General features: G+C 33.5%; 19 protein-coding genes and 1 pseudogene. 14 read left to right on the top strand and 6 right to left on the bottom strand.

Annotation, left to right across the window (positions count from 1 at the left end; translation table 11 throughout):
- Position 1: 1 nt before the first annotated feature.
- From DP120_RS17235 to DP120_RS17220, 4 genes are all read left to right on the top strand, one after another.
- Complete coding sequence (locus tag DP120_RS17235; RefSeq protein ID WP_112224873.1) at positions 2–355, top strand: transposase; 354 nt, start codon at positions 2–4, stop codon at positions 353–355.
- 446 nt (positions 356–801) lie between these two features.
- Complete coding sequence (locus tag DP120_RS17230) at positions 802–1,017, top strand: hypothetical protein (protein ID WP_112224872.1); 216 nt, start codon at positions 802–804, stop codon at positions 1,015–1,017.
- A 175-nt stretch (positions 1,018–1,192) separates the two neighbouring features.
- Complete coding sequence (locus DP120_RS17225) at positions 1,193–1,573, top strand: hypothetical protein (RefSeq protein WP_112224871.1); 381 nt, start codon at positions 1,193–1,195, stop codon at positions 1,571–1,573.
- A complete protein-coding gene (locus DP120_RS17220) occupies positions 1,567–1,851 on the top strand; it encodes a hypothetical protein (protein ID WP_112224870.1) in 285 nt (94 codons plus the stop codon). Before DP120_RS17225 ends, DP120_RS17220 begins: the two co-directional genes overlap by 7 nt.
- A 157-nt stretch (positions 1,852–2,008) precedes the next feature.
- On the opposite strand, the gene DP120_RS17215 is transcribed toward DP120_RS17220, so the two are convergent.
- Together DP120_RS17215 and DP120_RS17210 are read right to left on the bottom strand one after the other, a co-directional pair.
- The gene (locus DP120_RS17215; RefSeq protein WP_112224869.1) at positions 2,009–2,725 is read right to left on the bottom strand and encodes a DUF4261 domain-containing protein; all 717 of its coding nucleotides are present in this window, start codon (positions 2,723–2,725) and stop codon (positions 2,009–2,011) included.
- A 274-nt stretch (positions 2,726–2,999) separates the two neighbouring features.
- Positions 3,000–3,299 (bottom strand): annotated as a pseudogene (locus DP120_RS17210) (transposase); the annotation flags it as partial.
- An 876-nt stretch (positions 3,300–4,175) separates the two neighbouring features.
- Between DP120_RS17210 and DP120_RS17205 the strand changes: the two are divergent.
- Both DP120_RS17205 and DP120_RS17200 read left to right on the top strand, forming a co-directional pair.
- Positions 4,176–4,619 carry an NUDIX hydrolase gene (locus DP120_RS17205; protein WP_476704080.1) on the top strand — a complete coding sequence of 148 codons (444 nt, stop codon included), beginning with the start codon at positions 4,176–4,178 and terminating at the stop codon, positions 4,617–4,619.
- A 613-nt stretch (positions 4,620–5,232) separates the two neighbouring features.
- On the top strand, positions 5,233–6,234 hold the full coding sequence (locus tag DP120_RS17200; RefSeq protein ID WP_276310412.1) for an IS3 family transposase: 1,002 nt from the start codon (positions 5,233–5,235) through the stop codon (positions 6,232–6,234).
- A 106-nt stretch (positions 6,235–6,340) separates the two neighbouring features.
- Here DP120_RS17200 and DP120_RS17195 read toward each other — a convergent pair whose 3' ends face one another.
- Positions 6,341–7,570, bottom strand: coding sequence for an MFS transporter (locus tag DP120_RS17195; protein ID WP_112224866.1), 1,230 nt, complete (start codon positions 7,568–7,570; stop codon positions 6,341–6,343).
- A 196-nt stretch (positions 7,571–7,766) separates the two neighbouring features.
- On the opposite strand from DP120_RS17195, the gene DP120_RS17190 reads away from it, so the two are divergent.
- The 8 genes from DP120_RS17190 (at position 7,767) to DP120_RS17155 (ending at position 16,620) form a co-directional block, all read left to right on the top strand.
- A complete protein-coding gene (locus tag DP120_RS17190; protein ID WP_112224865.1) occupies positions 7,767–8,915 on the top strand; it encodes an ATP-grasp domain-containing protein in 1,149 nt (382 codons plus the stop codon).
- A gap of 44 nt (positions 8,916–8,959) precedes the next feature.
- On the top strand, positions 8,960–10,141 hold the full coding sequence (locus tag DP120_RS17185; RefSeq protein WP_112224864.1) for a hypothetical protein: 1,182 nt from the start codon (positions 8,960–8,962) through the stop codon (positions 10,139–10,141).
- A gap of 15 nt (positions 10,142–10,156) precedes the next feature.
- Positions 10,157–11,347 carry a radical SAM protein gene (locus DP120_RS17180; protein WP_165843825.1) on the top strand — a complete coding sequence of 397 codons (1,191 nt, stop codon included), beginning with the start codon at positions 10,157–10,159 and terminating at the stop codon, positions 11,345–11,347.
- A gap of 11 nt (positions 11,348–11,358) precedes the next feature.
- The gene (locus tag DP120_RS17175; protein ID WP_112224862.1) at positions 11,359–12,081 is read left to right on the top strand and encodes a WbqC family protein; all 723 of its coding nucleotides are present in this window, start codon (positions 11,359–11,361) and stop codon (positions 12,079–12,081) included.
- On the top strand, positions 12,053–13,171 hold the full coding sequence (locus DP120_RS17170) for a DegT/DnrJ/EryC1/StrS family aminotransferase (protein WP_112224861.1): 1,119 nt from the start codon (positions 12,053–12,055) through the stop codon (positions 13,169–13,171). Before DP120_RS17175 ends, DP120_RS17170 begins: the two co-directional genes overlap by 29 nt.
- Before the next feature lie 7 nt (positions 13,172–13,178).
- A complete protein-coding gene (locus DP120_RS17165) occupies positions 13,179–13,799 on the top strand; it encodes a PIG-L deacetylase family protein (protein ID WP_112224860.1) in 621 nt (206 codons plus the stop codon).
- A 21-nt stretch (positions 13,800–13,820) separates the two neighbouring features.
- Entirely contained in the window at positions 13,821–15,038 is a 1,218-nt protein-coding gene (locus tag DP120_RS17160) for an ATP-grasp domain-containing protein (RefSeq protein WP_112224859.1), read from the top strand.
- A gap of 247 nt (positions 15,039–15,285) precedes the next feature.
- Complete coding sequence (locus DP120_RS17155) at positions 15,286–16,620, top strand: hypothetical protein (RefSeq protein ID WP_112224858.1); 1,335 nt, start codon at positions 15,286–15,288, stop codon at positions 16,618–16,620.
- 184 nt (positions 16,621–16,804) lie between these two features.
- Here DP120_RS17155 and DP120_RS17150 read toward each other — a convergent pair whose 3' ends face one another.
- The 3 genes from DP120_RS17150 to DP120_RS17140 form a co-directional block, all read right to left on the bottom strand.
- On the bottom strand, positions 16,805–17,812 hold the full coding sequence (locus DP120_RS17150; RefSeq protein ID WP_112224857.1) for a hypothetical protein: 1,008 nt from the start codon (positions 17,810–17,812) through the stop codon (positions 16,805–16,807).
- Positions 17,813–18,123: 311 nt separating this feature from the next.
- The gene (locus tag DP120_RS18290) at positions 18,124–18,333 is read right to left on the bottom strand and encodes a hypothetical protein (protein ID WP_133257406.1); all 210 of its coding nucleotides are present in this window, start codon (positions 18,331–18,333) and stop codon (positions 18,124–18,126) included.
- A gap of 89 nt (positions 18,334–18,422) precedes the next feature.
- On the bottom strand, positions 18,423–19,547 hold the full coding sequence (locus DP120_RS17140) for a tyrosine-type recombinase/integrase (RefSeq protein WP_240612027.1): 1,125 nt from the start codon (positions 19,545–19,547) through the stop codon (positions 18,423–18,425).
- Positions 19,548–19,654: the final 107 nt, after the last annotated feature.

Genomic DNA, 19,654 nt, shown 5'->3' with positions numbered 1-19,654 from the left:
TATGAATGAAATGTTTGCAAAATCACTCTACGATTTAATTGTTAGGGAAAATCTTGAAGACTATAAAAATTTATATAAGACAGCAGTAGTGGATGCTAAAACTGATCCATATTATAAAGATGCTTTAAATCTTTATAATAGCTTACCAGAAGACAAAAGAAAAATTTTACTAAAAATAATTGAACAAACTATGGTGGATACTATTTCCTCTATATTAGGAATTATAGATGGAAGCATTCCTGTAAATGAAAAAGACTCCGTGGAGCCTAAACTGTTCTTAAATTCCATGGACACTGAAGGAGAACTTCAAGATTTGTTCTTAGAGCATGTAGAAGAACTAGAGAATAACAAATAATCCGGTATCTCTTTTAACTAGAATTTTGTAAATTTCTTTTCTTATAGAATTATTTTTGCCTCCTCAACAATATTCAAACAATAGATTAAAAGATAATAAAAGTTCTATTGCGGCTTCGGATTGTAAGTGAATTACTCAAAGCGGAAAAGCTTCTTTATCAACAGCAGATATTTTTTAAAAAAGATTTTTGTAAGAACTGAACCCCAAATGGTAGACACTCTAAAAAAGTGACCCCATTTGGGGTTTTTTGTGTTTTTAGACCCCGGTATACAAAATTTAGCTACCTTGGACGGGAAAAGGTCAAATGAGTAAAATCATATTCAATGAACCCCCAAATTCAAAATTCACGCGGTAAAGGAACACCAGACAGGCAAGGGCCCTGCTCAAATCTTTAGTGAAAGTGCGGTTGATTTAACCGTTATCGGCTCAAAAAAGCGAGCTCATCTTTGAACCGGTGGCGCACAACGTTCAGGCTTTATGGAGAAGATGCTTTCTTCGAAGAGCGTCGTGGAAAGAGTAGTACCGGACGCCCTTCTGAGAAAGAGCTCTCAGCGAAGAAAAAGCTGAAGAAAGCTGAAGCACGCATCAAATACCTTGAAGCGGAAAATGAGTTGCTAAAAAAGCTCGAGGAGCTCGAGAGGCAGGCGAGGAAACGCAGCTGACCCCGGTGGAAAAATTCGAAGCGATCAATGCGGTGGTTTGAAAATTCCAACTGAAGAATTTGGTGGAAAGCCTTTGCCGCACAGCGGGTGTCAGTCGGAGTGGCTATTACGCTTGGCTCGAGAAAGTGGAACAGCATGCCATTTGCGAAGAACAGGAGACTACTGAGATTACCTGTTGGTCAAAAGGATCTACGATGCGCATCGTAGGAAAATTGGGTATCGCACCTTTTATATGGTACTCGTTGAATTGTTGGAAACGCCGAAGAACCACAAGCGCCTCATACGTAAATTCAACCTCTTCGCCAAAGTCCGGCGAGCGAATCTCTATAAGCAAATCGACAAAGCCACACAGGAACACGCCGTCTGTCCCAACCTGTTGAACCGCAAGTTTGAACAAAATGTACCCGGTAAGGTATTCGTGATCGATATCACGTGCCAGCCCAACCACTCGGGGCAAATGGCGTATCTGTCCGCCGCAAAAGATATCGCGACCCCGGAAATCGTCGTCTATGAAGTCACGACGACACTCACGATGGAATTGTTTATCGCATGCTGAAGGAACTGAAGGCAGCGCTGGATGGCAATATTCACCCAGAAGCCATGATCCATTCCGATCAAGGTTTCCACTATACCCATCCGGAATACCACCAACGCGTGAAGGAAATGGGATTGGCCCAATCGATATCCCGTCGGGCAACTGCCTCGACAACGCCCCCATTTAATCATTTTTTGGTCACTTCAAAGATGATGTCGATAATAAACAAGCAACAGTTTGGGGAATTGCAAGGACTGGTGGATGATTACATGGAGCATTACAAAAGAACGCGGAAATAATGGAATCTAAAAAAGATGACTCCGGAACAATACCAAAGTCATCTAATGGCAACCATACTGCAGTATGGTTTTTATAAATTGCCCATTAAATGGGGCCAAGTTGAAACTTTTTTAAAACTTCCTTTATGTTAGAAGAAAAACTTGTTATACCACTTGTTTACACTGGAATAAGATTGAGTAATCCAAATGGATTAAAAAAAACATCATCTTCTGTATACCTCACATCCTCTATTTGTTTAACAACAAAACTTTGAGAAGTTAATTCAAAATCAAAAATTTCACCGTCCTTAAAATTTGGTTCTTCAATTATATTATAGAGATTAAAATTATTTAGCAGTTCAGCTGCTTCTTCAGCTGGAATCGAAGAAGGAATTGCTACATCTGGTAAACCGAATGCTTTCATTCCACATGAAAAATAAAGCTCTTCTTCTTCAGTAAGAATTACAAAATGTGAATATATTGGAAATGGCTCTTGGTTTCTAAATAGTTGAAACCATTCTTCTTTAGAGTATATTAGCCCAGCGGTTTCAACTTTAACTGCTAGACCACCAGCATTCAATAAAGCTGAACAAGCATCGATAGCTTCTTTAATTCCCTCAAGGCCATTTACATCGGCTATTAAATTCACTATAAAAGTATGTTGTTCAATCTTATTTATAAGATTCTTATCAACTATTTCACTATCATAGAAAGCTTCCTTTAAACTTGGGTCATGTTCCGAAACCTCCACTTGAAAGTCAATATCCTTTTTTGTATTAAGGAGTACAAAACCAGCCATTAAATATCCCGCGTTCTTAGAAGAGACAGCCTGAAGTAATTCCGTTCTATTTTTCCAATTTCCAGGAACACCGAGAATAACTTGAGATTTTTTCAAAAAAAAACACATCCTATTCATTCTTTTTAAAATAAGGTTTTAATTTATTCCTTTTTCAGTACTAAAATAAAAAGCACTCTAATTTAAGTTAATAAAACCAAGTTGAAAATAATTTTTGTTAGCTACTTCAAGTAATTATACCATTAAGACCAGGGATTCCTCTTCAATATAGAGTTTATAAGTCCAGAGTTAAATTGGAGTTAGTGTAGATCTAAAGAAAAGCCAGGGTTATTCGCAAGCAGGTTAGAGTGCCCCCTTAAAGTTAGAGTTTTATTTATGCAGCTAATTGGCTGGCATGTGTCCGGTATTGCACCGGGCTCATGCCGGCAAATTTTTGTTTGATGCGTTCGTTGTTGTAATAGGTTATGTATTGTTCGCTCCGCTGTTTTAATTCTTCGTATGATATCAATGCTTCTCCGTAATAGACCTTCTGCTTCAGGAGGCCGAAGAAGTTTTCCATGGCCACGTTATCGGCACAGGTCCCTTTCCGGGACATGCTTTGGAAGATCCGTTGCTTCTTCAACGCCTTCATCCAGTCCCGATGCTGGTAATGCCAACCTTGGTCGGAATGGATGGTTGTGCGGTAGACAGCCTGTTTTTCGATAATGGGCAGGGTTGGGCTCAACGATTCCAAGACGAAGTCGAGGGTCAGCCGGTAAGAAAGTATCTCTATGAGGCACTTCGCTTTTTATTAAATATTTTATCTCTAACGTTAATATGAGCTTATGTATATCTTTGTTCTATGAATACTAAAAGGTTTTGGTACTACTGGCTTCTGGAGGTGTCTAAAGATTTCAAGCTCAGGAAAAAACGAATGTAATTCATTCGCCCATTGATTGTTGTATTGATTTTCATTTATCATATAGGGGGCATCTCTTTTGTTTAATAGTGATTTTTCGATAATCTCACTATATCAAAGAACCAGGTGCTTTTCTTTCAATCCATTTACTTGTCAAAATAAAAATTTAACTATCCAAATGCATTACTGTTGCACTGATTGACTCAAGTTATATTAGTGTGAAAACTGATTTAGTAGTATAAAAAAAGTCAGTAGGTCTCTTTACTAAGAGATTATTTAAACTATAGTCATGCAGCTAAATGGGAGTCATAAAAATTAATTTACAGCGAGCACTAATATCGACTATTTTGCAAGTTTGCAAATGATACTGTTACGCTTTTTTAATTCAGTAAGGCGATAGTTCTTTAATGGAAGTATATAATCCAACTTCCCAAACTTTGAATTACGTTTTCCTTTTGTTTATAAGAAGATATTCTACGTTCATTCAAATATCTTGACTTAGCGGAATCATAAAGGAGACTTTTAGAAAAGAAGCATTTAATATAATTTCTATAAATTATTACAATTTCTCTTTATAAATTCAGTAACAATTTTTGAGTATTAATAAGTATTTTTAAAGAAAAGGGGAGTAATATGGGATATATACAAGACTTGAGAGAAGTTGTAGGAAAAAGACCCTTAATATTAGTGGGATCTGTTGCAATTATTCTTAATAAGAATAAAGAAGTGCTACTACAACATAGAAAATTCCCAAAAAATTCTTGGGGACTTCCTGGAGGGTTAATGGAGTTAGGAGAATCGACAGAAGAAGTTGCAAGAAGAGAGGTATTTGAAGAGACGGGTTTAAAAATAAATAAATTAAACTTAATCAACGTTTATTCAGGAAAACAGAATCACTTGAAAGCAGAAAATGGTGATGAGTTTTTTGTTGTTACAGTCGCCTACTATACAGAAGAATTTGAAGGAGAATTAATTATTGACGAAGCGGAGTCAATAAATTTCGAATTTTTTTCATTTGACGAGATACCAAAAGAGATTGTAGACAATCATAAAAAAGTAATTGAAGATTTCTTAACAATAACTACTTTAAATTAAGTTGACCATATGATTTACGTGGAATGTATTTTTATATCGGGATATTCAAGCTTCAGTTTTATGAAGGTAGCGGTTCTAATTACATTTAGCGTTATGACATACAAAAAGTTAGCGTTATGGAATATACCAAGTTTTTAAATGCGGAATTGACACTATTTTGTCAACTGACTAGTGAGTTTTATGAACAAACTAAAAGAAAAGCAGATATGAAGCCATGAACTGCACCTCCATTGTTAAACACAACTAACAATGGAGGTGCAGTTTTTCTATGGCGATATTTATGATTGAAAGGAAGATACGTGCTGTTCGAGAGTGTTTAGCGGGCAATGTATCGATAAGACAAGTTGCCAAGCGACATAATCTGAACCATCAAGTGCCCCATCATTGTATTGAAGGTTACCGGCATCACCCCGAAGACGGGTTGCGGAAACGGTATACAAACTACACACCCTGATTTAAAATGGACTCGCTTACTTATATGAATGATAGTGGATGTCCCCTTCGGAAGCAGCTGTTGTTTTGGATGTCCTTCTAAAATCACCGTCTCGAACTACAAGGAAACACTTGATCAAATCGGAATTGAGACCCTCATTCCAAAGAAAAAGGGGCGTCCATCGATGAAAGAGAAACCGAAGAAACCCGAAACGCTAAAAGAATCGAACGAAACACTCCAGAAAGAAGTCGAAAGGCTGCGTATATAGAACGCGTATTTATAAAAGTTGAATGCTTTAGTCAAGGAAAAGGAACAGGAACAGCGCAATTCAAAGCTCAAGTGATTTACGAGCTAAGGCATGATTTCAAGGTCGTTTATATGATCCTGGCGGCATCCATTCCTAGAAGTACCTATTATTATTGGATCAAACACCACGAGCGTCCCGACAAATACAAAGAGGTGAAAGCGAACATCGCCGAAATCTACCATGAGCACAAAGGGCGCTATGGACATTGTAATATCCAAATCGAATTAGGCAAAAGAGGCACTCACCTCGATCCGAAAACCGTTCTGAAGTTGATGAAAGCGATCGGCCACACCTGCCGGGTGGGAATGAAGAAATACCGTTCGTACCGCGGCAACGTTGGGAAGGTGGCACCAAATGTGCTGAGCCGGGATTTTATGGCCGAGAAACCGAATCAGAAGTGGGTGACCGATGTGACGGAGTTTGCCCTTTTTGGCCAGATGCTCTGTCCATCGCCTGTGCTGGATCTGTTCAATAGTGAAATTATTGCCTACACGGTACAGAGCCGACCGATGTATGACCTGGTTTCCACCATGCTTGAACACGCTTTTGAGCGTCTGGATCCCGCAGTGGAACTCGTCCTCCATTCCGACCAAGGCTGGCATTACCAGATGGAAAAATACCAGACAGCACTGGTCAACCGGAACATCACCCCAAGCATGTGCCGTAAGGGGAATTGCCTCGACAACGCCGTGATTGAAAACTTCTTTGGCATTCTCAATACTGAGCTCTTCTACCTACAGGAATTTGAAAGTGTAGACCACTTCCGCCAGCAACTGGATGACTATATGGTGTGTTACAACCAGAAACAAATGAAGAAGAAATTAAAAAACATGAGTCCGGTAGTATACCGAACTCATGTGCAACAAGCTGCTTAATTTATATGTCTAACTTTTTTCTGTCAGTTCAAGCCATAGAATATGACTTTAGTACCTTTTATTTCTCAATTAAACCTTTAATTCTGTAAAAAAGTTGAAATGTCTTTCAATTAGATTTAGTAGATACGAGAATTAACTTACTCTTAATAAGATAGATTGACCATATCGCACTAGAAATCACGAGTATTCCAATTAATAAAAAAACGAGGCGTAAAGATAAACTGTCGGCAAGCCAACTTATAAATGGTGTAATTATAACGGCCATAATAGATAAAATAAAATGTATAGAACTATGTGTTCTTCCCTGAAATTCTATTTTAACCTGTTTTTGAATTTCTGATGTAACAAAGGATTGAACTTGAACGAGATTAAAGCCAATTAAAAAGTAGATAAAAAATGGAATGATAAAGTTATTGGAAAAAGAAAAAGTGATAAAAGAAATACCAATTACGAATAAATTAAGAGGAAGAAAATTTGATTTTCCAATTTTTTTAAGAAAAAAAGAACTCGTCATTCCTCCCATAACTGAACCAATAGCAAAGGCTGTGTCTATTAGACCGTAAGCTTTTGAATCAAGATAAAGAATGGTTATTAAGAAGGGTAATAGCAAAATATTCATACTTCTAACTACTAATTCTAGTGAAGCAGAAATTGTTACAAACTGAAGAATTGATGGTTTATTCTTTAAATAAGCTATACCTTCTCGTAAAGAAGTAGAGAAGGAAGAATAACTTTCTTTAAGTTTAAAATTAATTTTTTGCTTTCTTAAAGGAAAATAATTTGAAGTGATAAATTTAATGAAAATGGCAGAAAGAAGATAACTCAGTAAATTGATTACTATAACAGCATTCATTCCCACTATTGCAATTAAAAATCCACCTAAAGCATTTCCAAATATTAGGCCGACCTGTATGGCCGAATTTTTAAAAGAGTTAGCTTTGAATAGTTCCTTTTCTTCTACTATTTCTCTTAGAAGTGCCGAACTTGCTGGGAAGAAAAACTTATCAAAACATCCGATAAGAAAAGTAACTATATAAATGATAAATAGATTTAATAAATTTAAATTGAACAGTATCAATAGAACTATTATTAAAAGTGCGCGAAAAATATCTGTAATGATCATAAGTTTTTGTCGACTCATCAGGTCAGAAATAACACCAGCAATCGGTGCTAATAAAATTCCAGGTAGCATACTAAAAATAAAAAACCATCCTATGTCCGTAACAGACGAATTCATATTATAAATTAACCATACTAAACCAATAGAATGTAATCCGTTTCCAAAAAAAGTAATAGCTAATGCCCCGATATAAAGGTAATAACTTCTTGAATTCATAATATAGTCTCCTCTAAGCTAATGTGTAGTTAAAAAATTTATTTGTTCAAATACTTTGTTTTTTAAGATTTTATTGAAAAATGGCTAAAAATAAACACATATTAATGATATAAACACAAATATATTAGCTTGTAAATTAAGAATATTAGTAATAAAATGTAAATAATTCGTTGAAAAAAATGGAAGTGGGTGTTATATGAAAATACTTTTCCTTTCTAGGGTACCTTTTGAGGCTTTTTATTTAAAAAACTATGTTGATAACGAAAACTCATTTATTCTAACCGATGAACGTTTCTTTAACGAATATACTTTAAATGAATTTGATAATACAATATGTTTTGATAATTACCCTGAAAATAAAAACGTCTTAAAAAAAGCAATTAATATAATCGAAGAACATAAAATTGATTCAATATACTCTTTAGAAGAATCAGACATAGAAAGAGCAGCATTGTTACGGAGAATTTACGGGATGAAGGGGCAGAATATTGAAAGCGCTCTGTTATATAGGGATAAGTATTTTATGAAAAAGGTTTTAGAAAGTATAGTATCTTTACCACACTTTGAAGCAGTAGATAATAAAATAAACTTCTTGAATTTTTTGAAAATACACGATTTCCCAGTTGTTTTAAAGCCAAGAAAAGGATGGTCTTCCAATAAAACTTATAAAATAAGTTCACTAGAAGATGTAGAAGAAATACAAAACTTTTCTAATTGTATAGTAGAAAAATGGGTAACGAACGCCACCATGTACACTGTTGACGGAATACAAGAAAATGGCTTACTTAAATGGTTTGCAATACATGAGTATGATCAAAATATTTTAGAATCCTTGAGTAATGGTTCTGGCGGTTACAGTATGATGACTAGTGAGAAAATGCAAGATAAAGAATATGTTAGAAAAGTAAAAGAATACACAGAGAAAATAATAAAAAAATTGAACAATGGTGAGAGTTTTACTTCTTCTTTTCATTTAGAGTTTTTCGAAAATGATAAAGGAGAATTTATTTTCTGTGAAATAGCCAGTAGAGTAGGTGGGGGAAAAACAATAGAATTAATAAAACTAGCCTATGGAGTAGATTTGGCTCAAATACTATACGATTTGACCATAGAAAAACCTGTGAACTTCCATGCACTAAATAATGTGCCCAAGAAATATGCAGCGTGCGTAAAAAAATATAAAACAAACAAGATGCAGACACTAAAAAATAGTTGGATAATTTCTGCTAAAGAAACACTTAGGACAAATAATAGTAAACCAGTTAATACTAATGACACTGAAGGTGTTTACGTAATAGAATCAGAAAATTTTGAAGATTGCAAAGAAAAAGTTAGGTACTTTTAAAGTAGTCAAAATCAAACTGTTTTTTTAAAAAAAGGATGAAGTATATGATTTATTTAAGAGAAGAAATAGAAAAGTTTTTTTGCGAAAAAAATTTTGAGTACTTGGAAGAAAAAAAAATTACCGATACGCATGGAAAGCATGATTATAATACTTCTCTTTTAGTGGCACATGTGAATGAAATATTAAATGATCAAAAGAATTCGTATTCTATCCAGCGAGTCTATTATCCAGTTGGAAATAATGAAGCAATGAGATATCCTTTATTTTCATATTTTCAAGTCATGAGCAATTTCTATTACAAAAATGTTAAAGATATTAGTAAACCACTTCTTATAGCTATTGAATTTCTAGAAAAAGTAATAGAGGTAAATAGAAACAGTTTGAAAGTATTGATTTATAAAGAAACCTATAATTTATATAAAGAAACAATTTCTACTTATTTCAAAGAAAATCAAATTATTATTCAAGATCAAAAAAGTAGTTACGAATTTAATCACTCTGGGAAAAATGTGACTGGAGAGTATATAAAATTCTTATACTCAGATTCAAACAATAAATTCTTTCCGATTTATGACTTTGTACTTATGAGTTATGAAAACTCCTTAACTATAGAAGCAGGAGGAATTTTAGATAGATTCTTATTTATTAAAGAAAAAAAATATAATATTTATCAAACAAAAATGTACTCTGATTATTTAGTTTTTGCAAAAAATGATTTAGGAAAAGAATTTTTTGAACCTAATAAAGATTACATTGGTTACTATGCCATTCAAATGTTAAGATCTATTACCATAGCCATGCTGGATGGTGTAAAGCCTTCTAATAAAAATCCACAAGCAAAAAACCTTAGATATTGGATAAAATATTTAATGATTAGATTAACGATGTATAATATATCTCCTTTTTGGATTATAAAATCCTTAAATCATGTTTTTGAAAATTTAAAACTTTGTGGTTATTCTTATACTGAAAAAAATTATAAAAGGGTAACAATGATTTGGGAGTCTGAAATAAGCAATTTATTTAAAGACTATTACAAAGAAATGATGAATATTTATAAAGAAGACTGGGATGAGTTAAGTACAGTATATCTGGATGTTTTAAACCTATTGTCTAAAAAGAATCAGAAAGAAGCTATTATGCATCAGCAAAGGCTATCCCATGGGTATCCCTTTGAAGATGAGCTTCAGGAGTTTAAAAATTTAACACCATTGCTCATAAAATAGAAAGGGATGAAATTTATGGAAGAAAAAAAAGGCATGACGCCTTTATCAGTATTAGATCAACCAAAGGTAGAGTTTGAAGAAGATAAAGTACTATATACTAACAGAATCCAAAAATTTAGTGACTTAGGATATACAGAGATAACGAAAGAAAATTTCCTTGAAATCTCACCAGCTCCTTGGAGTGTTGATTTTCAGTTCACAGCAGTTTGTAATCAGCATTGTTCCTTTTGTTCTTATGAAGATAGAAACAAACACTTAAAGAAAAATAGTTATGGGTTAGTTAAACGTGTACATAAAGATTTAATAGAGATGGGAACAAGAGGACTAATTTATACGGGAGGTGGGGAGCCTTTATCATGGAGAGATGAAGGAAAGACTATTAAAGACATAGTTTTAGAACAAAATTATGGAATACAAACAAAGCCTAGCTTAGTAACTAATGGGGTAATGTTAAATACATTAATCTCTCCCGAAATTATTAGTAAGTTCCACTTTATATCAATTAGTGTCTATGGCCACAACGAAGAAGTTTTTAAAGATGTGGTAAAAGTAAATACTTTTAAGCTACAAACTAAAAATTTTAAAAATATAATGAAGTTAAAAAAAGATTATAATTTAAAATATCCAGAAATACAGGCAAAAATATTAATTACTCGAGAGAATTATAAATATCTTGCTGAAATTTATAACTTTTATAAGAATGAAATTAAGCCAGATCACATTAGTATGAGATGTGTAAATAATTTCGAAGAAGGTCAAGACGTTGAGCTATTACCAAGTCAAAAAGAAGAACTGAAAGAAATTGTAAAACAAAAATTAGATATCAATGAAGCTTATGTAGAAGATTTTTTAAATAGTTTATTACCACCGCCAAATTTAATACCGGCAACAAATTGCTGGACAATTAAATTAGGGCATAATTTATTAATTTCTACACTTGGCGAAGTATATATTGAGATTCCCTATGGTGCAACTAAGGAGTATTGCATCGGTAATCTTAATGAGAAATCTATAAAGGAAATATGGGGTTCTGAAAAACATTTAGAAGTAATTAATATGCTAAATAACAGAATGACATCTTTGGGATGTGATCTAAGAATGTGTAGACATCATAAATACAACAAAGTAATGGATGATTACTTGGAAAATAAAACTCTTACTCCTGCTTCAAGTGATTTTGATTTGAAACATGGATATTATTTATAAGCAGGTGAATTATGAGTTATATTGCTATACATCAACCAAATTTTATTCCTTGGATTGGATATTTTCATAAAATTAGCTTATCAGATACTTTTGTTTTTTTAGATGATGTTCAGTATTCAAAGGGTGATTTTCATAACCGAAATTCTATTGATTCTAAAAATGGAAAGATTTATTTAACTGTTCCCATACGTTCAAATAATAGCTATGAAAGAATTAATAAAAAGCAAATTTGTTATATGAGAGATTGGAAATCTAGGCATTTAAAAACTCTTTTCTATAATTACAATCAAGCTCCTAACTTTCCCGAGGTATATCAATTAATTTGTTCAGTATACAATCAAGATCATGAGTTTTTATATGAGTTAAACATTGATTTAATAAAAAAGTTACTAATATATTTAAAAATAGATACACAACTCATCTCTTCATCAGAATTAAATATTGATAGTAACCGAACAGACAAGCTTGTCGATATATGTAAAATTTTAGAGGGTAAATATTACATTTTCGGTAGTGGTTCTTCTTATTTAGAAACAGCTAAATTTACAGAAAATAAATTAAATTTAATTCCACAAAATTTCGTTGAACCTATTTATCAAAGAGTCAATCATTTAGGCAGCAAAAATTTATCTATATTAGATTATGTGTTTAATACAGATAAATATTTAATTAAAGAGTCTTTTCTTGAAGATAGGATGAGAATACGTGAAAAACAATTGGAATTCATCACCTAAATTTAGTGAAGAAGATATTGAAAAGTATACAAATAGTGTTTCGCAGATTCTATATTCCGGGAAATTGATTCTTGGTGAATATACAGATAAATTAGAATATTTATTTTCGAAATTTTCTACTAAAAAATATGCGGTTGCTGTTTCTTCAGCTACCGCAGCTTTAGAAATTATTTTAAAGCATATAAATGTACGCGGTAAAAAAGTTGTTATTCCGGCTAACACATTTATTTCCACTTTATATGCTATTAAAAATGCAGGAGGCATACCAGTAATAGTTGATATTGACTACGATTCTTTATCAATTTCTATAGATGATCTATGCGAAAATATTGATGAAAATACATGTGCGGTAATTGTCACTCACATAGCAGGAATAATGTGCGATTCGCTACCACTTCTAAAAAGTGTTTGTAATAAAAGAGGTTTATATCTAATTGAAGATTGCTCCCATTCAGTAGGAGCGTATTTAGAGAACAAACCAGCTGGCTCCTTTGGATACGCTTCTATTTATTCACTGTACCCTACAAAGATTGTTACAGCTGGAACTGGAGGGGTGATTGTAACCGATGAGAACTCTTTATATAAAAAAGCCAATTTAATGCGGACACATGGTGTGAATAGTGTAGGGAATTGTGAAGAATTGAGTTCAGATTGGATAATTAGTGAATTTAATGCTTTAGCAGCCGTAATTCAAATGGAAAAATTAAAAAAGATTATTGAAAAGCGAAACTTTTTGGCTAAACTATATGTTCAATATCTTAAAGAGTTTAATGTTCCAGGTAAATTTCAAGATGAATATTCAAGCTCCTCTAAAACTAGCAGTTTCTATAAATTTATTTTAAAATTCGAATCTACGAATATGACTAATTTAATAACAAATGCACTATCTAAAGAACATGTTGGTGTAGGAAAGTGTTATCCATTTTTATTAAGTGAACATCACTGTGTAAAAAATGAATTTAAAAATAGATCCTTCCCATTAGCAAAAAAGTTTATTGATAATCATATTGCATTACCGCTTAATGTAGATATGACCGACACAGACATAAAAAATATAGTAAGTCATATAAATAAAATAATTATAAGGTGAGACTAAAATGAAAACTGTCTTGATTATTACTGCCCATCCTGACGATGCCGAAATCGGAATGGGAGGCACGGCTTTGAAAAACGTAAAGTCTGGTAATAGAGTAATAAATATTATTTCTTGCCTACCACATCCAGGAAATATAAGGAGAAAAGAAGCAATTGAGTCTGCAAATTTATTGGGTATAGAATGTGTATTTCTCGACGAAAATATGAATGAAGCTGTAGAACATTATGAATATATTGAGTTAGTTACTCTTTTTGATAATTTAATTGAGAAGTACAAACCAGATATTATTTATACCCATTGGGATGAAGACAGTCATCAAGATCATAGAATTATATCGAATTCTGTGCAGTCTTGTTTAAGAAAAAATCTATTTTCCTTATATTTTTTTGAACAAATTAATCAAAAAAACCCTTTAAAAGGATCCGCGTTTACACCTAATGTATTTGTAGATATAACTGATTATTATTATTATAAATACAATGCTTTTTTATTACATAAATCTCAAAACAGTGGTAATACCGCGCATTATGCAAAGGATATGGAAAAATTGGCTAGCTGGCGCGGAAATCAAATTGGGGTAGAAAAAGCAGAAGCTTTCAAACTAGTATTTTCTGTTCAATAAACTTGAAAAGGAGAAAATAGAATGAACATACTTGTCTTAAATTCATCAAATTACTATTTCACTCCGTTAAACGTTTGGCTAAAAGATTTCACAGGCAATGTTATATGTCTTACGCCAAAAGGTCACTTAAATTCTTATCAAGAAAATATTAAAGAAAAGAACTATAAGTTCATATCAATAGAAAATTGGCATGATTATTGGGAAGTAGAGAATTTAGCATGCGCATTACATAAGAAGTATAAATTCGACAAAATTCTGTCATTTAGAGAATTTGACTTGAAAAGAGCCGGTGATTTAAGAGATTTATTAAACATTGCTGGTCAATCAAAGCATAGCGCTCAATGTTTTAGGGATAAGGACGTAATGAAAGAAACTGTTCGGAAGCAAGGTATTAAAACTCCTGATTTTCAGTTATTGGAATCATATTCAGATTTATACTCTTTTATAGAAAATATTGGTTTCCCCATAATAATTAAACCTAATGATGGTGCTGGTTCAGTAAATACGAATAAAGTATCAAATCTTCAAGAGCTTGAGACTTTAATAAAACAAAACAATATTTTAAATTATATTGCAGAAGAATTTATCGATGGTGAAATGTATCATGTGGATGGAATGGTTCTAAATAAAGAAATTCAATTAGCTATTCCTTCAAAATATATAAATGGCTGTATGGAATTTAAGAAGGGTGTTTCCACTGCTAGTATGTGGCTTCAAAAAAGCGATATTCTTTATCAAAAATTAATAGAATATACCGAAGAAGTGATTAAAAGTATGCCTAAACCCGACAATTTTACATTTCACTTAGAGGTTTTCGTTAAAAATAATGAGCTAATTTTCTGTGAGATTGCAAGTAGAACAGGTGGCGGGAGAATTCCAGAAGCAATTGAGAAAAAGTATGGAATTCATATAACCAAAGAAGTTGCTAGAGTTGAGGCAGGTTTGTCGAGTTTAAATAATTATGATCAATTAATTTCAGCTTCAAAAAACAATGAATTGTTAGGTTGGGTACTAAGTTGTCCGAAAGTTGGTATTTTAAAAAGTATGCCTGAAAAAATTCCTTATGAATGGGTAGTTGACTATCATCAGTTTGCGAAAATAGGGTCGCAATTTACTGGTTCTAATTCAAGTGTTTTTTCTACGGCTGCGTTTATCTGTGTAGCAGATAATCCAAAAGTTTTAGTTGAAAGAATTGAATTAGTGGATGAGTGGTTCAAAGAGATATGTGAATACGAGTAATCATTTATTCATTCAAGATAGATATATTTTTTTAAGGGATGTCTTCCTTTTTTTTTATATGTTATTATTAATTTATAAAATATCGTGCGTGACGGCGGGTCAGCCGATAAAAAGGTTGGCTGTATAGTCGGAAGGGGTGCTCTTTGAGCACCCCTTTTCTTATTTGTAATTACTTTTCAATTCTTATTTTTAAGCAATTCATTAATGTAAAATAGACAGATGAAGTAATGCAAAGGGGAAGAACATAGTGGATTATATTTATATCGATGAAAAAGGAACACAAGAAACTATAAAAGCATTGGGAAACTCAAAAACTCCTTACAACGATCAACAAAAGATAGAGCTAGGAACAGATATGATGAAAGATTTTATTGCCACCGCTGTTAGGGTTCCTGAAAATTATTTAGCGCATCTGGATACTAGTTATTTTGTTCTTGAAAAAGAATATAAGGCTACTAGTCAAAAATTCAAAGGTAAGGATACCGAATTGAAAGGTAGTTATATTTTAAAGAAAAACTTTAAATACGGTGCTGTCAGTTTAAAGAAAAACGGAGTGGATTTCTATAGCGATTTAATTGATATTTTATTAGAAAATGAAGTTGATTACCATGTGTTCGTCGTAAATAAAATAACCTTAGTTGTAGATAAAAGATTCAAAGGATGGATTTTGAAATTAGCAAGTAGAGGTTTTATACCTAATGCTAACAGAATTATATATAATTTTATAAAATATGCAGAGAATGAGGCAAGCCAAGAAGTTATACAAGCATTATTTAATGAAAGCTTTTCAAATAACAAAGTAATTAAATTAATATTAAAGGACTTAAAATCCTTCACTAAAGAACATGGAGGTTTTCGATTCAAAGATAAATTAAAGGTTCAACTAGAAATCTATAATGAGTTAATTTATATAATTAACCTTTACCAAACTTATTTAGTAGATGATTTTTTTGAAAGTGAACGTTTTATTACATTAAACTGGGAAAAAGCTGTATTTAGTTTGGATTTGTGGTTAATAAAGTTAAAAGTAGTTCCAGATGAAATCGAGCTAATGCTTGATGATGGGATAAAAAGTCATCCCTTTAAGAAGCTACTTTTCTCCGAAGTTCATGAAGGATTGGATTCTGGAAAATATGTAGGCTTAAGAATTGCTGACGTTTTAGTAGCATTTATAGGAAATTATATATCTAAATTAACACTAGATTTGAAGTCTGATAAAAATGAATCGTATAAACGTAAGCTATTATCTAGTGAATTTTTCAATCTAAACAATGATCAATTCAATTTAATAAAAAAGTTTCACAAATATCTTTTTGGTACTAGTAATCAGTATAGTTTTACGAATGATTTATATTTTGATAGCACACTAGTTTTTGAATCGTTTTTAGCGTATGTAGATCAATATACCATTTTTGAAGAATATAAAAAAACCAATTCTACATCTCATACAGAAAATTATATGAAAATCTTTAAAGTAAAATATGATTTAAAGATACATAGTATGATTGCGGATGAACTACAAGCAAAAATGATTTATGGCAGTCTTGCTAAAGCAATATCCGAAGGTATAGTGCGTCCTTAAAATATTTTGAATAAGATTTTTTATAAAACCTATGCTACACCAAAGTCAAACCCACACCTTTCGCTTAATTTTTTCTGGAAAGGTGTGGGTTTCTTCTATGAACTTTCAAAGTGTTTAGTATCCATTTTTTATATTAGGTTAGATAAAGTAATGACATGAAAAGTAAATGGAACGAGCAAGTTCTTTATTTTTTAAGTAATTTCGGTATCAGGTTACTTGTCCTTTTGATAAAAGATTTGACTTCTAGTCTTTCTTCAAGAGATGGTGGCCACTGACTTTCCATATCTCTTATAAATCCTTTTCCTGCTAATAATACTTTTTCGTGCTTATGGACCCTTTCACTAAACACTTTAGCGAAGGGAATGAGATGCTCATTCATATATGTATCGAAATAATCTTTATGAACAACGTCTAGTGCATATAGTTTCTGATTATTATAAGCTTCATTGTTTTCAAAAGACTCATGTTTTAGAACTCTTACCCATGGTAAAGGAAATAACTCATTACCTTTTTCCAATACTCTAACACCAAACATAGGTGCATCAACAATACCTAAGGGGATTGTTAAATGTGCGTCATGATACACAGCTGAAGATTTAGATTTCTGACTACTTTCAAAATATTGAGTAGCTTTTATTAAAGGAAGAACTAAGCCATTATAGGCATCGCTTCCAGACAGCTCAATATTTTTACCTCTACGTGAGCACTTTGAAAATGTTGAACAAAATTCAGGTGTTTCCCGAAAGAAAGCTTCCGCTTCAAGACCCAGAGTGGCATATACTGGGTTGATATATGTTGAAATAGTATCATTTGATGATATCGTTATCTCTTCATGAGGAACACCTGCTATTATAGGAAATTCATATCTAATAGGTTTCGTATTATTAAGAAAGAAAATATAAGGAAGATTTGATTGTTTACATTCTATTAATAGATTTAGTTCCGGACGAATCCTAGGCTGATATTTTTCGAGATTCCATAACATTTTCTGTGCAACAATGTCCATCGTTCTTAAGGAATTTGATTGACTATCTACATAGCTCCACTCATCCTGAATCATAAAATCTTTATCTAGGAGTTTTTGAGCGATGATCGTTTGTAATGGATAACCTGAAGAATCAACTGCTAGTTTAATATCATTGATTTCGATTCCTTGTGGTAGTTGATTAGTTTCCGGGTTTTGTATCTTCATCTTTTACCTCTCCTTAATATCTATAAGATGTTATAAGTTTAACTTAAAATATATTTTTTAAAGAATTAAACCCTAATCGGTATGTATTCTGAAGGAATTTCTTTTAGTAAATTTTGAAAATGCTTTATTTCTTCGGCTATTCCTTTCAGATCTGCTAGATAAATATCTATATCGTTAAAGAAGCTTCTCCTATCAAATGAACTAGCAGTGTTTTGAGCATTTGTTTCGCTATTTAGATGTAAATACATTTTCTTTACCAAAAAGTTATCTTCATTTAACATAGGCATTATTTTATCGAAGTAGTTTTCAATTTATAAATAGCTTCTAGAATAATTGTCAGTAAATACTTTATTCTGTCCTCTTCCCATTTCATCAATTTGAAGTTTTGCTATATAAAATGCTACGATACCACCGGCTATCCCACCAATATACCCTCCACAAAATCCTACCCAAGCATCTTCTGAGCCAATAGTATATTTGCCTATAGGAATGTTTAAAATTAGACTGATTAAGGATGGCAAAAAAATTATTAATAAACCAAACGAAATTACTTTTATACCAGTGATTTTAATCGCAGATAAAAAAGCCTTTTTTATACCGATCCCCCTTGTTATAAAATTTCATCCAATGCGTCTTCAGCCCATTGGTTAATCGCATGCCCCTCCCGCGCAAAGACCTTCTCCAAGTAAATCTGTGTCGTCTCCAATTTCTCGTGTCCCAGTGACCGCATGATATCATAAGCATCCGCCTTATTAAGTCTGGACGTAATCGCAAACGCATGCCGGAACACATGCGGCGTCAGCTTCACATCGATGCCTTCCAGTTCCCGTTCAATTTTCTTGAATTCCTTCGTCATGTAGCTGATCAAATAGGATGGCGAAAAAGCGGTCCCCCGGTTGGTTGTAAACAGCGGTGCTGCCGGATCGGCTTCCGCAAGCACCGGTAAGCCTCGTGCCTGCCGGAACAGCCGGATGCTCTCGAGCACTTTTTCTTTCAACGGAATCTGCCGTTTCTTATTCCCTTTGCCAGTCACCACTAGATAATGGCCACCCAGGATCCGGTCACTTTTGACGTCGCCCACTTTCAATTTGCAGAACTCCTCGTTCCGCAGCCCAGTGGTCGACAACACCAGGACAATGCCGAACATTACGTGGTGCTCCATGTTACGGAAGGCCCGCAACGCTTTGACGACATCCCCCGGTCCCAGGTCGCGATCCGGTCGGTCGTCTTTCCGTACCGTCGCGATGCGCAAACCGCTGGCCACATCCGTCCGGATGTACAGCCCCCGGTACAGGTACTGAAAGAACGATTTCAAAATCGTCGTTTTCCGGGCGATCGTGGCCGGACTGTAGACCTTCCCTTTTTGGACATAGGGACTGCTGGAAACCAGCCATTCCTGGTACCGGCGCAAATGCCGAGGCTCGAGCGACTTGAATAAGGAGCCTTCTTTAATGTGCTCGATATCCACCCCGATTTCGTTTCCATGCTGCAGAAGGTGTTCGATGAACAGCCGCAGCTCGTTTTCGTATTCCCGACGTGTCCTGTCCGATCGATCGTTTTTGGCATCGGCATGTTTTTGTTCGTGGATGTACCACATGAGGATTTCCACGTCGTTAAATTCACTGAACGGATTCTGCTTCCCCTTTTCCGCGGCATCGATTTTCTGCTGCAGCTCCCCCATCGACAATTCCGAAAGCTGCAATTCCCCAAAACTTCCAGTTATGATCAATTCCATGATTTTTATCCTCTTTTCTTCCATTCCATTTTCTTCCTCTATTTTTCTAAGGAAAGAATATCTTTTTCCTTTATTTTAACTTATTTAGTATTGTAATGAAACAAATG

Origin of the sequence: Planococcus halotolerans, from assembly GCF_003289955.1 — a bacterium.
In the GTDB taxonomy this organism is placed as follows: domain Bacteria; phylum Bacillota; class Bacilli; order Bacillales_A; family Planococcaceae; genus Planococcus; species Planococcus halotolerans.
Note: the sequence above shows the minus strand (reverse complement) of the source record. Positions and strands in the feature narration are given on the sequence as shown.

What these genes read in the sequence shown, in the direction of transcription:
- DP120_RS17235 (WP_112224873.1), top strand. Translation starts at nt 2, where the DNA reads ATGAATGAAATGTTTGCAAAATCACTCTACGATTTAATTGTTAGGGAA.
- DP120_RS17220 (WP_112224870.1), top strand. Translation starts at nt 1,567, where the DNA reads ATGCTGAAGGAACTGAAGGCAGCGCTGGATGGCAATATTCACCCAGAA.
- DP120_RS17195 (WP_112224866.1), bottom strand. Translation starts at nt 7,570, where the DNA reads ATGAATTCAAGAAGTTATTACCTTTATATCGGGGCATTAGCTATTACT.
- DP120_RS17190 (WP_112224865.1), top strand. Translation starts at nt 7,767, where the DNA reads ATGAAAATACTTTTCCTTTCTAGGGTACCTTTTGAGGCTTTTTATTTA.
- DP120_RS17185 (WP_112224864.1), top strand. Translation starts at nt 8,960, where the DNA reads ATGATTTATTTAAGAGAAGAAATAGAAAAGTTTTTTTGCGAAAAAAAT.
- DP120_RS17180 (WP_165843825.1), top strand. Translation starts at nt 10,157, where the DNA reads ATGGAAGAAAAAAAAGGCATGACGCCTTTATCAGTATTAGATCAACCA.
- DP120_RS17175 (WP_112224862.1), top strand. Translation starts at nt 11,359, where the DNA reads ATGAGTTATATTGCTATACATCAACCAAATTTTATTCCTTGGATTGGA.
- DP120_RS17165 (WP_112224860.1), top strand. Translation starts at nt 13,179, where the DNA reads ATGAAAACTGTCTTGATTATTACTGCCCATCCTGACGATGCCGAAATC.
- DP120_RS17160 (WP_112224859.1), top strand. Translation starts at nt 13,821, where the DNA reads ATGAACATACTTGTCTTAAATTCATCAAATTACTATTTCACTCCGTTA.
- DP120_RS17150 (WP_112224857.1), bottom strand. Translation starts at nt 17,812, where the DNA reads ATGAAGATACAAAACCCGGAAACTAATCAACTACCACAAGGAATCGAA.
- DP120_RS17140 (WP_240612027.1), bottom strand. Translation starts at nt 19,547, where the DNA reads ATGGAATTGATCATAACTGGAAGTTTTGGGGAATTGCAGCTTTCGGAA.